The 13,557-nt window shown below is 66.4% G+C and carries 15 protein-coding genes; 2 read left to right on the forward strand and 13 right to left on the reverse strand.

Going from position 1 to position 13,557, the window contains the following annotated elements:
- Window positions 1-194: 194 nt before the first annotated feature.
- Both HKD39_RS20595 and HKD39_RS13440 read right to left on the reverse strand, forming a co-directional pair.
- Complete coding sequence (locus HKD39_RS20595) at window positions 195-842, reverse strand: LuxR C-terminal-related transcriptional regulator (RefSeq protein WP_171200380.1); 648 nt, start codon at window positions 840-842, stop codon at window positions 195-197.
- Window positions 843-1,663: 821 nt separating this feature from the next.
- Window positions 1,664-2,026 (reverse strand): hypothetical protein, encoded by a 363-nt coding sequence (locus tag HKD39_RS13440; RefSeq protein WP_171200381.1) that lies wholly within the window; start codon window positions 2,024-2,026, stop codon window positions 1,664-1,666.
- A gap of 21 nt (window positions 2,027-2,047) precedes the next feature.
- Between HKD39_RS13440 and HKD39_RS13445 the strand changes: the two genes are divergently transcribed.
- Window positions 2,048-3,661 carry a discoidin domain-containing protein gene (locus tag HKD39_RS13445; protein WP_171200382.1) on the forward strand — a complete coding sequence of 538 codons (1,614 nt, stop codon included), beginning with the start codon at window positions 2,048-2,050 and terminating at the stop codon, window positions 3,659-3,661.
- A gap of 120 nt (window positions 3,662-3,781) precedes the next feature.
- On the opposite strand, the gene ahcY is transcribed toward HKD39_RS13445, so the two are convergent.
- From ahcY to HKD39_RS13500, 11 genes are all read right to left on the reverse strand, one after another.
- The gene (gene ahcY / locus HKD39_RS13450) at window positions 3,782-5,272 is read right to left on the reverse strand and encodes an adenosylhomocysteinase (protein WP_171200416.1); all 1,491 of its coding nucleotides are present in this window, start codon (window positions 5,270-5,272) and stop codon (window positions 3,782-3,784) included.
- A 210-nt stretch (window positions 5,273-5,482) separates the two neighbouring features.
- Window positions 5,483-6,388 (reverse strand): SGNH/GDSL hydrolase family protein, encoded by a 906-nt coding sequence (locus tag HKD39_RS13455; protein WP_171200383.1) that lies wholly within the window; start codon window positions 6,386-6,388, stop codon window positions 5,483-5,485.
- 155 nt (window positions 6,389-6,543) lie between these two features.
- The gene (locus HKD39_RS13460) at window positions 6,544-7,209 is read right to left on the reverse strand and encodes an N-acetyltransferase (protein ID WP_171200384.1); all 666 of its coding nucleotides are present in this window, start codon (window positions 7,207-7,209) and stop codon (window positions 6,544-6,546) included.
- 105 nt (window positions 7,210-7,314) lie between these two features.
- Window positions 7,315-8,013, reverse strand: a complete 699-nt coding sequence (locus HKD39_RS13465) for a hypothetical protein (RefSeq protein WP_171200385.1) — start codon at window positions 8,011-8,013, stop codon at window positions 7,315-7,317.
- Between the two features lie 252 nt (window positions 8,014-8,265).
- Window positions 8,266-8,793, reverse strand: coding sequence for a hypothetical protein (locus HKD39_RS13470; protein ID WP_171200386.1), 528 nt, complete (start codon window positions 8,791-8,793; stop codon window positions 8,266-8,268).
- The gene (locus HKD39_RS13475) at window positions 8,790-9,377 is read right to left on the reverse strand and encodes a recombinase family protein (RefSeq protein ID WP_212754546.1); all 588 of its coding nucleotides are present in this window, start codon (window positions 9,375-9,377) and stop codon (window positions 8,790-8,792) included. Before HKD39_RS13475 ends, HKD39_RS13470 begins: the two co-directional genes overlap by 4 nt.
- 261 nt (window positions 9,378-9,638) lie before the next feature.
- Window positions 9,639-10,196: a GNAT family N-acetyltransferase gene (locus HKD39_RS13480; protein ID WP_171200388.1), complete on the reverse strand. Its 558-nt coding sequence runs from the start codon at window positions 10,194-10,196 to the stop codon at window positions 9,639-9,641.
- Between the two features lie 6 nt (window positions 10,197-10,202).
- The gene (locus HKD39_RS13485) at window positions 10,203-10,751 is read right to left on the reverse strand and encodes a dihydrofolate reductase family protein (protein ID WP_171200389.1); all 549 of its coding nucleotides are present in this window, start codon (window positions 10,749-10,751) and stop codon (window positions 10,203-10,205) included.
- A 1-nt stretch (window position 10,752) separates the two neighbouring features.
- A complete protein-coding gene (locus tag HKD39_RS13490) occupies window positions 10,753-11,757 on the reverse strand; it encodes an SDR family NAD(P)-dependent oxidoreductase (protein WP_171200390.1) in 1,005 nt (334 codons plus the stop codon).
- Window positions 11,758-11,822: 65 nt separating this feature from the next.
- On the reverse strand, window positions 11,823-12,407 hold the full coding sequence (locus tag HKD39_RS13495) for a TetR/AcrR family transcriptional regulator (RefSeq protein ID WP_171200391.1): 585 nt from the start codon (window positions 12,405-12,407) through the stop codon (window positions 11,823-11,825).
- A 1-nt stretch (window position 12,408) separates the two neighbouring features.
- Complete coding sequence (locus HKD39_RS13500; protein WP_171200392.1) at window positions 12,409-12,807, reverse strand: SRPBCC family protein; 399 nt, start codon at window positions 12,805-12,807, stop codon at window positions 12,409-12,411.
- Window positions 12,808-12,879: 72 nt separating this feature from the next.
- Here HKD39_RS13500 and HKD39_RS13505 point away from each other — a divergent pair, with 72 nt between their 5' ends.
- The gene (locus HKD39_RS13505) at window positions 12,880-13,458 is read left to right on the forward strand and encodes a hypothetical protein (protein WP_171200393.1); all 579 of its coding nucleotides are present in this window, start codon (window positions 12,880-12,882) and stop codon (window positions 13,456-13,458) included.
- Window positions 13,459-13,557 lie beyond the last annotated feature (99 nt).

The raw sequence follows: 13,557 nt of genomic DNA on the forward strand, positions 1-13,557 counted from the left end.
ATCAGAGAATGATCTCCGCAAACCAGCGGGCACGCGCGCAACAGTGTCCGGCTCTCTTACACTGACACCGCCACCCTTGTGCATGCAGTGCTGGGACGACGTCTGAGACTTGCAAATCGATTCGCGTGCAACAACTCTCAGTTCCACGAGCCATATCACGCAGCCGGCGGCTTGGACACTGAGAGCGTCACCAGCTACAACCAACCCATCTCCTGGGCGGCGGCGCCCGCCGAGAATCTGCTCGAGGCGCCCAGCATTTCCATTACGGCACCCACCCGCCGTTGTACCGTGCGATGCGAAACTTGCAACCGGCGAGCAATAGCATCGTCGGTGAGCCCCTGCGCCAGCAATTTCAATACTTCGGTGACGCCCTCCACCTGCAAAACGTCCGACGGCCCGTTTCCGATCGGCACAGCGTTGCGCCAGATGGCGTCGAACTGCTGATAGAGACTGAGCAGCATCGCAGGCTCGCGGACCACCAGAGCAGCGCCGCCCCTGGCCTCCACCGCCGCCGGGACCACCGCCACCTTGCGGTCGACCAGGAAAACGCGCTGCAGCACCCGGTGCGACATCCGCAGCTGCGCGCCCTGTTCGGCAAGCTCGGTGAAGTAGCCAAGTCCGGCCGGAGTGTTGATCGCCTGCGGGGTGACAAGTTCCTTGACCTCGACACCGCGCCGCAGCACGCCGACGTCGTCTTCCCAACTGCTGCGCAGGTAGTCGACCCTCGGCGAACCGGGTAGGGCGCTACACATCTGACGTTTGGCCTGCTGGCCGAGACGTAGCAGTACTTGGCGCACCTCATTGGGATCTTCGACGCGCTGCACCGCGACGGTCTCGACCACGTCCTGCTGCTCGCCGGGGCGTCCGAGCTCAGCCATCGGCCGCCACCAAGCGGGCATCGACCTGCAGTCCCGACATCGAGTCAATCCTCCGACCGACAACGTTGCCCCACCGGCACTATGGCGCTCTTGTCCGAACAAAAGACGGCAGTACGGCGCGGGTGGGCCGAACACCCACACGCTAACACAGCCGTTCCCGGCGCTCAGGGAGCGCGCGTCACGTCATCCATTTGGCGCAATCAGTCGAGTGCGCCGACCCGGCAACTGTCACAGTGACCGGCGATTCGCCCACCACACGGGTCAGACCGGGCTCGGTGTGCATCTTCGACGACACACTCCGGCTGGCCCAGCCCTGCCCAGATCGCAACGGGGCCGGTCACTCTGCACGGGGGGGCGGGGCGTGCGCGATCCGGTGCCAGCGCCGAGTTCGATCTCCGCCAGCAGCTGCCCGGCCAGGCACGACTCTTCCCTGTGGCCTTCCGATCGGCTAAGAAAGTGGAATGCATTTTCACAACGCAACGCGGCGTTGACCTCAACCATCGAAAGGCAGTTATACGTAACCGACAACTCGGACAACGGCGCTGGTGGCGGACCGCGGTACCGGTGGCGGCCGTCAGCGTGCTGGTGGCGCCGATGGCCCTGGCCGCGGCACCACCGGCCTGGGAGCACTGGGCCAATTATCCGGCGCCCAGCGGCGGCAAGGGCAACACTGCCGCCGACGGCACCGACCCGAACACCAACCAGCTCAGCCTTGGCGACCAGTGGTGGGCCTACAGCGCCCGTCCCGGCGAGATGGGAGCCGTCCCTGGAACAATGACCTGGGATCAGGTGCTGAACGACGGTCGTCGCACCAAGAAGACGATGCTGACGATCACCCGCAACGAGGACTCGTCCGGCGCCCAGATCTTCAACACCAAGATGTCCGCGGAGGACAATGGAAACCGCTTCGTCGATGATCCGGCGCTGCCGGCAGACTTCTCCATGAACCAGGGTGCGCAGCTGCGCGACGGTGCCCTGGTGAACATAGATTTCACTCCGAAGCCAGTCGCCGGGACGCCGCGCGGCGGCCTGCGCAGCGCGTGGAGCACCGACAACGGCAAGACCTGGTCGCTGGTCACCGGGCCCATCACCGAGAACAAGTGGAAGTTCGACTGGTACCGCACCACCCGCGGAACCATCGAACTCAACGACGGGACACTGCTGCAGGGATGTACGGCGGGGCCACCATCAATGGCGTCAAGGGCAGCTACACGCTCATCATGCAGTCCACCGATCGCGGTAAGTCTTGGACCCAGCGCAGTCTGCTCAACACCGACGGCGATTCCACAGAGCTGGCGCTGTCCCGCACCAGCGACGGGCGGCTGGTCGGCATCTCCAGGGCCGCCGAAGCCGGGGGCACCCCGACCAAGCCGATGTGGCAGTTCTACTCCGACGACGACGGCCTCACCTGGACCAAGCAGCCGTACGTACCGCCGGCCGGCTACCCGAAGTTCGGCATCATGCCGGAGTTGGTGCTGCAGCCCAACGGCGCGTTGCTGCTCACCTACGGCCGACCGGACAACTATGTCGCCGTCTCGTGGGACGGCACCGGCCGCACCTGGGACGACGGAAAGCTGGTGTACTCCAACTACATTCGTGACACCAAGGTGGGACGCTGGATGGGCTCGTCCGGCAACACGTCGCTGGCCCCGGCGGAGGCCAACTACTCGCTGAACTTCGGCGACATCTGCCACAACATCTGGTCGTGCTCGGAATACGGCCAGCAGACCGGGATCTGGGTGCGCCGCGTCGACGCCGCCACCGGTGGCGTCGGCAAAATCGACCTTGCCACCGGTGTCCGGCAGGGCGTGACGAAGCTGTCCGGATCGGTGACCGCCGCCGACGCCCGCTTCGCGCAGCAGCGGCTGGAGGGCGCGGTCGACGGGTCAAGCGAGTACCGCGCCGCCGCCAGGTTCGCCAATGCCGGCGCCGCCAACCGCGGCCTGGTGATCGAGCTGGACAAGGCCTACCCGATCAACAAGATCGGCCTGATGCTGGACCGCGGAACCGCCAACAGCGCCAAAGTACAACTCTCCACCGATGGCAAGAACTGGGGCAGACCCGTTGTCCAGCAACGCAACTCCACCGACTACGCGGTGCGCTACCACCAGCTGAGCCAGCCGGTCACCGCCAAATACGTACGCATCACCAGCGACGCCGGCGCACCGCTCACCGCGGTGAACGAGGTGGAGCTCTACGCCGACACGTACACCTTCGAGAACGACCCGGTGAACGCGGTGCCACGCGGCCTGAAGGACACCCTGCACGCGCTCACCGCAGACACCTTCCGGTACATGGGCAGCGCCCACTCCCAGCGGCGGTTGAACCTGATCGACTCCGATCCGGACTCCCGCGCCCGCGCCACCTTCGAAATGTCGGCACGCGCGAAAACCACCGTCGCGTTCGACTACTCGGGGCAGGGCTACGGCGCCGGCCCGGTCTGGGAGCTGATCGGCAAGGACGCCTCCGGGAATGCGGTGACGGGCTGGAAGTTCCACCTGGCACCGGATTTCGCCAACAAGGCGTTCAAGCTGTCGGCCTGGAACGGCACCGCATGGGTCTCGCTCGGCAATATCGGCACCTGGGTGGAGAACTACAACTTCTTCCCGATCTCCATCTCGGCGACCGCCGACTCGGCGACGGTGACCGTGTCCGGTGACGCGGTCACCACCGACGTCAAGGCCGGCACCGTTGCCAGCTTCAACGGATTCCGGCCGAGCACCGGCATCAACGACACCGACATCAACATCGAGCACAGCTACGACAACGTCAGCATCGGCTGACGCTCAACAACGCAGCAGCGCCGGAAGGCCCGGACACCGATGGTGTCCGGGCCTTCCGGTGCGATGTTCCGGCCGCCGCCAAGGCGGGCGCGGCAACGAGATCCGTTGCCTGCCAGGCGGTCAGTAGCGGTAGTGGTCGGGCTTGTACGGGCCCTCGACGTCCACACCGATGTACTCGGCCTGGTCCTTGGTGAGCTTGGTCAGGTTGCCGCCCAACGCTTCCACGTGAATCTTGGCGACCTTCTCGTCCAGGTTCTTGGGCAGCCGGTAGACCTCTTTGTCGTACTCGTTGTTCTTGGTGAACAGCTCGATCTGGGCGATCGTCTGGTTGGCGAACGACGAGCTCATCACGAATGACGGATGCCCGGTGGCGTTACCGAGGTTCAGCAGCCGGCCCTCGCTCAGCACCAGGATGGTGTTGCCGTTCGGGAAGGTCCACAGGTGCACCTGCGGCTTGATCTCGATCTTGGTGGCGCCGCTGCGGGCCAGCGCGGCCATGTCGATCTCGTTGTCGAAGTGACCGATGTTGCCCAGGATCGCCTGGTGCTTCATCTGCTTCATGTGGTCGACGGTGATGATGTCCTTGTTGCCGGTGGTGGTGACCACGATGTCGGCCTTGCCGATGGCGTTGTCGACGGTGTCCACCTCGTAGCCGTCCATCAGCGCCTGCAGCGCGCAGATCGGGTCGATCTCGGCAACGATCACCCGGGCGCCCTGGCCGCGCAGCGATTCCGCCGAACCCTTGCCGACGTCGCCGTAGCCGGCGATCAGCGCCACCTTGCCGCCGATCAGGGTGTCGGTGGCGCGGTTGATGCCGTCGATCAGCGAATGCCGGCAGCCGTACTTGTTGTCGAACTTGCTCTTGGTGACCGAGTCGTTCACGTTGATCGCGGGGAACAGCAACTCGCCGGCGGCAGCCAACTGGTAGAGCCGCAGCACACCGGTGGTGGTCTCTTCGGTGACGCCCTTGATCTCGGGGGCGGTGCGGGAGAAGAAGCCGGGATCCTTGGCCACCGAGTTGCGCAGCAGCTCGAGAATCACCTTGTACTCGTCGGAGTCGTCCTCGGCGGCGGACGGCACCGCGCCGGCCTTCTCGTACTGCAGACCCTTGTGAATCAGCAGGGTGGCGTCGCCACCGTCGTCCAGGATCATGTTCGGGCCCTCCGGGCCGCCGTTGTTGCTGGCGCCCTCCGGTCCCTGCCAGTGCAGCATCTGCTCGGTGCACCACCAGTACTCGGGCAGCGTCTCGCCCTTCCAGGCGTACACCGACACGCCCTTGGGGTCCTCCGGGGTGCCGTGCGGGCCGACCACAACAGCGGCGGCGGCGTGATCCTGCGTCGAGTAGATGTTGCAGCTCACCCAGCGCACGTCGGCGCCGAGCGCCACCAGGGTCTCGATCAGCACAGCGGTCTGCACCGTCATGTGCAGGCTGCCGGCGATCCTGGCGCCCTTGAGCGGCTGGACGTCGGCGTACTCCTTGCGCAGGCTCATCAGGCCCGGCATTTCATGCTCGGCAAGGGTGATTTCCTTGCGGCCGAAGTCGGCCAGCGACAGGTCGGCAACCTTGAAGTCGAGGCCGTTGACCACATCGGGCTGCAGATCGACGGTCAGCTCGGCGGAATCGGTAGTGGGGGCGGACACAGGTCTCCTTGACGACTGCGGACAGGCACCACCGACGTCGAACAACGGCGGCTGCCTGTGATGGGAGGGTCGGACTCGGGCCCGCCGACTGGCGGCTGACCCTGCACCGGACGTCGCGCCATGGGCCGACGGGACGTGCGTGTCACCGCTGATGTTACCGCTTCGTGACGGGGTGTCCGGTCAGCGCGTTGCCGGCTCCAGCTGCGCCAGCGCCGGAACGGGGGCGGCGCCGGCGCGCGCTGCCGACCGGCTCGGAGCCGCGCTGGCCGGGCTGGACAGCGCCGCCTCGACGGCCGGTGCCAGGCCCAGCCGATGGCCGGCCCGGTTCGGGTGCAGGGCCTCCCACGGCTGCACGTTGCCCGGCAGGATCCACGGGTCGGGTGAGCACAACGCGTGCGAAGTGAACGCCGGCCGGGTCTCCACATAGCCGACGCCGGTGGCCGCCGCGGCCTGCTTCATCGCCTCGTTCAGCCTGTCGGTGAGGCTGTTCAGTCTGGACTGCATAGTGGCGTCCAACCGCTGGTCGGCGCAGCTGGCCCCGGAGAACATCAGCGGGTAGCCGACGATCACCACCCTGGCGAGCGGCGCCCGCTGTCGGATCATGGTGAGCAGCTGCCGGTACCAGCCGGGAATCTCGTTGGCGATCAGCCCACTGCTGGTCGCGAACGCCTGCTCGCAGGCCTGCGGTGTCGAATAGCTGCAGTAGTTCACGGCGTTGCCGAGCTGAGCGTCGTTCGCGCCGACCTCGAGCGAGATGTAGCCGGTGTCGGTGGGCACGTGCGGCAGCTGCAGGTCGGCGACGCTCCACATCGATGCCCCGGCGCAGGCGGCGAAGGTCAGCGGGATCGAGTACTTGGCGGCCAGCAGCGACGGGTATGCATACTCCGACCGGTAGCAGCCGTCGGCATTGCCGCCGATGTACTCCCCCGTTCCGTTGCCGGAGGCGCCCGAGTCGCCGAGAGCGGCGTAGCGGTAGGCGGGTTCGGCCGCGCGCGCCGGGGTGGCCGCCACCGTGCCCGCCGCGGCGAGCGTCGCGACAGCCAGCACCAGCGCGCGGACGGACCTGCGGGTGCGGCAAGTGATCATGAACTCAGAATAGGCACCCAGAACAAGCAACCCAGAGCAGGCAACCCGAGTTGGCGACCCGAGTTGGCGACCCGGCAACGCAGGCTGGGCTCGGCTGGTCCCGGCCGGCTGATCGTGGCTGATCTCGGCACGCAGGTGTGGCCGGCCGGTTGCGGTTACGGCGCGTCCGCACCTGCGGGGTGGGTGATCAGTTGCACGGAGCCGATGGGACGGAACCCGGCCCGCAGCAACGAAAGCACCGATCTGGCGTTTCCGGGCGAGACCGCGGCGAGCACCAGCTCGCCCGCCGGCAGCGTGGCCAACACGTCGGCAGCCAACCGGGAGCCGCCGCCCGGATGTTCCGCCTCGATGCCGATCTCGGTGAGACCGGCAACTCCCCGGCCGATGCTGGCGACGTCGCCGCTGGCCTTGTCGTGGTAGCCCCAGCTGGTCACCTCGTCGCGCACGTCGGCGGCCGAGCGCACCCGCGGATGCGATGCAAGGTCGTCCCGCCGGACCAGCCGCTGCTCCGCGCCGGAGGCGGTGGCGGCCATCAGCATGTCGAGAACGCCGCACCGGCCATCAGTGCCGGCGATGGCCAAGGCCACCCGGGGATCGTGCGCTCCCCCGAAACCGTTGCAGCCCAAGGCATCAAGGTCGGCATCGGACGGTCCGTCCGGCGGCGAGGGCAGCGCGAGGTAAGCGCGTCCGGTGACGGCGAGCACTGCGTCCACCCCTTGGCGCCAGCGCGGCACTCTGGTCCAGCCACCGTCCACCTCCGGATACCGGCCGGCTGCGATCGCGGAAATGGTGTGCTGCAAGGGATGAGGGCGGCGCGGCATGGCGAAAGCCTAGCCGCGCCGCCCCTCGGCACCCGCCGTTGAAAGCGCATTCAGTCACACCGGCGGGCCGGTTGGCCGCCCGAAAACCGTTGCCTCACCAGCCGTTCATGAGGTGCGGATGATCAGGCGCAGCTGGTTGCCGGTGGAGTACAGCACGCCCATCCTGCTACCCACCTCGGCGACGCCCTGCAGCTTCCCTGTTACCGGCAGCGTGCTGATGTGCCAGCCGTACCCGGGACCGTCGGCGTCGAAGAACTCGCCCATGCGGATGACCCGCTCGGCGATGTCGTTCCAGAAGATGGTGTGGTTCCGGCCGCCGAACACCTTCATGTTCGCCGCTGCCGAGCCGTCGTCGTCGCCGCCGAGCCACGCCGAGGTGTCGCGGCGTTCGTCCGACCCGATCTCCTGGACCGACTTGGTGGTCTGCTCCCCGTCGTAGCGCGACCAGGCGATGCCACCGGCATTGCTGGCCACCCGAAGATCCGGCGCTGTCACGTCCGCGACACCCGCTCCGACCTCCAGCGTCCGTGACGTCCACGATCCGCCGTTGATCGACTCGGCAACCCGGTTCTCGTAGTACACCATCGGTCCGGAGCGCAGCCACACCAAGGTGGCGACGCCGTTGCGCAGGCCGATGCGGGGCGCGGAGTCGTGCCGGAAGTCGGAGGTGATCTGGGTGCGCGGCTGCGGTGTGTACATGGTGCGGCGCTGGTACAGGTTGCCGTTCTCGGCCCAGACGGCCCACCACTTGCCCCGCGAGGCGACCACGGTGCCGTCGGTACCGCCCGCGGCGAGCGTCGTCACCGTCGACATCTTTCCGGACGCCTCGCTGTAGCGCGCGATTCCCAGCTTGCCGTTGAAGGTGCCGACCAGATAGGGGTCCCCTTAGCAGCGGAACAAATCTGGTCCCTTGGCCGAGCTGGCGTTCCGGAGATGGGTGACGACGAGGCCGGCAGTGTTCTATGCTTGGGCGGTCCGTGGCATTAGCTGCGGGAAGTGAGCCCGAGACCCGGCCGGACGACCGTGGCGCTCGGGCTTCGCGCTTTCCGGGTGGATTTACACCGTTCGGACGTCGGTGACGACAGGTTCGATGCGCCGTCGCCAGTCTTCTCCCTTGGCCCAGCACCAGGCGATGGCGTCTGGTAGGGCGAGCAGCTGCTCGGTGGCGGCGCGGTGGTGTTCATAGCGCAGCTCGGCGCAGCCGGCGTCGCGAGTAGCGCGGTACAGCAGCTTGCGGTCGGAAGCGACCAGGGTGTCGTCTTGCTCGAGGACCAGCATCGCGATGTCGCGTCCTGCAAGATCGCTGACGAGGGTCCGTAGGCATTCGGCTCGCCGTTCGCGCTCGCTCTGGTGGCGTCGGCCGGCGTCATAGATCGTCGCGCTGATTCCACTGACGGCGATCGCGGTGGCGATGGATCGCTTGCGGGAGTCGCTCTCGTCCTTCATGTGCAGGCGACGCTGCCCGGGCAGCACGAGGCCGCGCAGCATGCGGCGGGTGTCGGCGAGGTCGCCGGTGACGACAGCGCTGGCGACGAGTAGATAGCCGCGGCGTTTGGTCTCGTCGACGAAGACGTGGCTGCTCACGCGCGGCGGGTTGGCTTCGGCTCGCCGGCGCGTTGGACGGCGCGGTACACGGTGGAGCGGGCGACGGAGAACAGCTCGGCGAGTTCGGCGCTGGTGTGCGTGCCGCCGCGCCACAGTTCGACGAGGTGCTTCTCTTGCGCGGGCTTGAGCTTGGGCTGTTTGCCACGCAACCGGCCCTTGGCCTTGGCGACCTTCATGCCTTCCCTGGTCCGCATCCGGATCAAGTCGGACTCGAATTCGGCGATCATTCCGAGGACGTTGAACAGCAACCGCCCGACTGGGTCGGTCGGGTCGTGCACGGAGCCGCCGATGTTGAGCTTTACGCCGGCCTCGGTGAGCTCCTCGTCGATGTTGCGGGCATCGGTCAGCGATCGGGCGAGCCGGTCGAGCTTGGTGACGACCAGGGTGTCGCCGGAGCGGCATGCGGCGAGCGCTTCGCGCAGCCCTGGGCGGGCGCGGTTGGTGCCGGTCAGCCCGTGGTCGACGTAGATCCGGTTCGGCTTCACGCCGAGCGCGGCGAGCGCGTCTCGCTGCGCGGTCAGGTCTTGGGCGTCGGTCGAGCAGCGGGCGTATCCGACGAGCATCCTGGCCACCGCAGGACTGTAGCGGTTGAGCCGGCTTCACCGGGCTTTATTGCGGGCGGGTGTTGTGGGATTCGCCGCTGCCGACGAACGCTGCTGGCTTTCGTGTCATCGAGCGTCGTCGCAGGTGTCCCGTATGCCGTTCCTCTCGCGGGACGCGCACGACGCGGGTCTGGACGGCGCCGGCGACTGGAAGCCCACTTTCGGCGACGTTGTCGCGCGCGAAGGTCGCAGCTGCCGAAGAGTCTCCAGCCGCGTTGCTGCTCAGCATGCCGTCTCGTCGTTGGCGAGCATGGCGTAGACGTACGTGTCGGTCCATTCTCCTTTGTTCCACCAGTCCTGACGATGGTGCGCTTCTCGTGTCATCCCCAGTCGCTCGCACAGGCGTGCGGAGGCCGTGTTCCGTGCGTCCATCTGTGCGATGACCCGGTGCATCCCGAAGTGTTCGAAGGCCAGGGCGAGCATTGCGGAGCCGGCCTCGGTAGCGAGTCCGCGTCCGGAGTGGGCTGGGTGAAAGCACCAACCGAGCTCACCTATCGAAGATTTCTCACCTCTGAGCTTGAGCGTGAGGTCACCGACGACAAAGTCATTGATCTCTACCACAAGCGCCAAGGAGTCGCCCGGTTTGGTGGGATCGGTCCATCGGCAACGCAAGTCAACGACGTCTCGTGCGTCGTCCAAGCTGTAGGGCTCGCTCAGCAAGAAGCGGCAAACGTCCGGATCGCTGTAGTAGTCGAAGATTGACTCCAGGTCGTCGGGCTCGTAATTACGAAGCAACAGACGTTTTGTGTGAATCGGCAGTGACAGCGCCGAGGAAGGCATCGGTGATCACGTCTGGGCGTCACGGTTGCGGTAGCTGACGAGAAGGCAGTCGCCCGAGCGCTGAACGTTGACGAGCGCGAGATGTTGCGGGGCTTCGACGTCGTCGAATAGGCGACGCCCAACTCCAGCGACATTAGGCGCGACGACAAGCTGCAGCTCGTCAACGAGGCGCGCCTGCAGCAACGACCGGGCAAGGGTGAGGCTGCCGTGGATGCCGATGTCGCCCCCGTCTTGACGTTTCAGATCTGCGACGAACTCGACAGCGGAGCTGTTCACGTGCGTCGTGGCGGACCAGGCCCGGTCGGGCGGGGTCGACGAGAACAGCAGCTTCTCGGTGCTGTTGATGAAGTCGGCGAATGGTTGCATTGCCGACGTCGGCCACTCGGCAGCCCACTCTTCGTAGGTTCGGCGGCCGAGCAACACGGTCTCCTGGCTGGAGATCACGGTGGACAGGTTGTCCATGAAGCGCTCGTCAACGCCTCCGAACCATTGCCCGGGATCCTCCGCAACTCCGTCAAGCGACATCAACTCATACAGCACAACGGTGCGTGACATGTCATTCTCCTTCTGGAACCGGCTGGCTCCTCGTCGTCGTGGACATCCGAAGCATCTGTAGCGAAACGTCCCATAGGCGCGCCGCATTGTTGCCATCCAGGGCGTAGGCGGCGACACCACCGAGGCCGGACTCGTCACGTCGGTCGATCAGACCAGCTTCGTTGCAGTCTTCCCAGTACCGCCCACCGACTCCGGCCAGCTGTGGCGAGGTCGCGAGCAAGACCGCGGTGGCTGCCCCCTGTTGAGGCGTCTTCAGGACGCTGCCTGCTCGGCGAAACCGCTCGTCTGCTCTCGCCATGTATTCATGTCCACCGACGTGGCGCTGGAGTCGCGTAGCGATCCCGCCTGGATGCACGGCATTGGCGGTGATGCCATCGCGCGCCCATCGGCGGGTCGCCTCGACCGCGAACAGAACGTTAGCCGTCTTCGACTGCCCGTACGCGCCGAACGGGTCGTAGTCACGGAACTGATAGTTGATGTCGTCGAAAACCACAGGCGAGCGCAGATGGCCGCTGGAACTGACCGCGATCATGCGGGCCGCGCCAGCCGCGGCGAGCGCGTCGTACAGTCCTAGCGCGAGGGCGAAGTGGCCCAGATGATTGGTCGCGAACTGCATCTCATGGCCCTCGTCGCTCCGCCGCAATGTCGGGATCGCCATCACACCGGCGTTGTTGACCAAGATGTCGAGCGGGTCGCCCCACGCGGCGGCAAGGGCAGCCACGCTCGCTAGGTCGGTCAATTCCAGTGCGGCGACGCTGACGCGGACGTTGCCGGTGTCGCTACGGATTCGTTCGGCGACGGTTTCCCCGCGCTCGACGTCCCTAGCCGTAATTGTGACCGCCGCACCGGCGCCGGCCAGTGCCCGCGCGATCTCCGTGCCAATGCCGGAGACGCCGCCGGTGACGATGGCCCGCTTGCCAGCCAGGTCAATGCCGCGCGCCACGTCGGTCGTGGTCGAGTCGAAGCCGAACGGCGTCGTGATCAACGATGCGTTGTTGCTGCTCATCGGCCCATCGGCAAGGCGGTCGAAGGTGTGATCATGAGGTTGCCTCCACGGCGGGGGTATCGGGTTTAAGTGATCGCAGCCGACGGGAACACGTCGATGACATCGTTTGCGCGCTGCCTGAGCCGTCGTCGGGACTCGCCCAAGCGTGAGCGAACGGCAAGGGCCAAATGCGTGCTGATGACGAGTTCGGTCGTCGCCGAGAGCGAGAGCCCAGGGGGACGCTCCAAAGGCTCGGCCCGCTCGACACGCGCCTGCACTGCATGCGAAGAGTTCGCGAGGGCCTCGCGGACCACCGCGGCGATCCGAGGGTCCTCACTGACGGCCGCCGCTGCCACACAGAGCACGAGGCAGCCGCGATGGCGTGGACTGAAAACGTCGAGGTCGACACGGAAGATCTGCTCCACGCTGGTGCGCAACCTCGGCGCGGCTAACGCTCGCGCCATGCGTTGCGAGCCCTCCGAGCGGTACTGGGCAACGGCCGCCAAGAACAGATCTGACTTATCGCCGAACGCCCCGTACAGGCTCGGTTTGTGCAGCCCGGTCGCCTGGGTCAGATCGGCAAGGCTTGTGCCGGCGTATCCCTGCCGCCAAAACGTATCGCGGGCGGTCCGGATGACCTCACCTTCGTCGAAGGACCGAGGGCGACCCATGTCAGGGCGCCTGCGCGGCCAGCGTGCCTGCTATGGCGCGGAGGCCGCGCCTCATATTCGCGCGCACGTGTCCGTCCAATTCGCCAGGCAGCACATCAGTGGTCCACACCAGCCGACAGGAACCCGGCCCAGTATGCAGAATCTGCATGGCGGCGTGATGATACTCCGATTGCCCTGAGGTCGCCGTGTACGCCAGCCGCATCGCACGGTCGTCACACGAAATCAGCCGCTCCACCAACTGTGTATCACCGACGATCCTGACGCGACGAATGTCGTCCGAGCCGCTGCTGGTCTCGACGAATCCGGGCGCCAAACGTTCCGGATGCTGGAAGTCGCGAACCAGTTGCCACATCCGGGCGGCGGTTGCAGGCAGATCAAGTTGTTCTGCAATGAATCCCAAGCCTGGCCTCCAGCGATTCTGTTCTGTACCGTACGGAACGTATCACGAAATGAGGATTGGAGGGAAGGTCGCGTGATCATTACTGCCGCGATCTGGCTGGCGTTCGTCGCTGCCGCAGTCCGGCCACCGTGGCGCCGTGGGTCGCTCGGGTTCGCTGTCTTTGTCGCCACGATGTCGTTCAACGAGATCCCCGCCGTGTTTCTCGGCGTCTTCATCGCTTCGATGCTGTCCAGTCCCTGGCCGGGCGAGCTCCACCACTGGCTGATCGTGGCGCTCCTAGCGAGCGCCACCACCGCGGGATTGATCTGGTTGCAGGTGCGTGCCCGAACGACGATCAGGGTCCTGGACATCGGATTGGCCGACGGGCTCGGTGGGCAATCGCGGGGGAAGCACCACGAGCTGCGCCGTACTGTCCGTCCAACCGAAGTGTGGGTACGCGGACTTTTGCTTCCGTTCCAGCGCCGGGCCCGTCACGTTATGCGGCAACGAAACTTGACCTACGGCCCCGACCGGGCGCACCGTGTCGACGTTTATGCCCGACCGACGACCGGGGACGCGCGCCCGGTGCTCATCCATCTGCACGGTGGCGGATTCGTTTCCGGGCGCAAGAGCCGCGAGAGCATTACCGGCTCTTCACAATGGAGGGTGTAGCGCAGGTCTGATCGGCTGAGCCGGGGACCGGTTGCGGGTGGGTGTCGAGGTCTTCCGCATGATGGGGGTTCTCACACCGGCCCACCTGGAAGACCTCGA

Source organism: Nakamurella aerolata, from assembly GCF_013002705.1.
GTDB lineage: Bacteria > Actinomycetota > Actinomycetes > Mycobacteriales > Nakamurellaceae > Nakamurella > Nakamurella aerolata.

Bases quoted from the DNA above. Each gene is read 5' to 3' on its own strand.
- HKD39_RS13490 (WP_171200390.1), bottom strand. From the start codon at position 11,757: ATGAGCAGCAACAACGCATCGTTGATCACGACGCCGTTCGGCTTCGAC.
- HKD39_RS13485 (WP_171200389.1), bottom strand. From the start codon at position 10,751: ATGTCACGCACCGTTGTGCTGTATGAGTTGATGTCGCTTGACGGAGTT.
- HKD39_RS13445 (WP_171200382.1), top strand. From the start codon at position 2,048: ATGTACGGCGGGGCCACCATCAATGGCGTCAAGGGCAGCTACACGCTC.
- HKD39_RS13460 (WP_171200384.1), bottom strand. From the start codon at position 7,209: ATGCCGCGCCGCCCTCATCCCTTGCAGCACACCATTTCCGCGATCGCA.
- HKD39_RS13495 (WP_171200391.1), bottom strand. From the start codon at position 12,407: ATGGGTCGCCCTCGGTCCTTCGACGAAGGTGAGGTCATCCGGACCGCC.
- HKD39_RS13455 (WP_171200383.1), bottom strand. From the start codon at position 6,388: ATGATCACTTGCCGCACCCGCAGGTCCGTCCGCGCGCTGGTGCTGGCT.
- HKD39_RS13475 (WP_212754546.1), bottom strand. From the start codon at position 9,377: ATGCTCGTCGGATACGCCCGCTGCTCGACCGACGCCCAAGACCTGACC.
- HKD39_RS13480 (WP_171200388.1), bottom strand. From the start codon at position 10,196: ATGCCTTCCTCGGCGCTGTCACTGCCGATTCACACAAAACGTCTGTTG.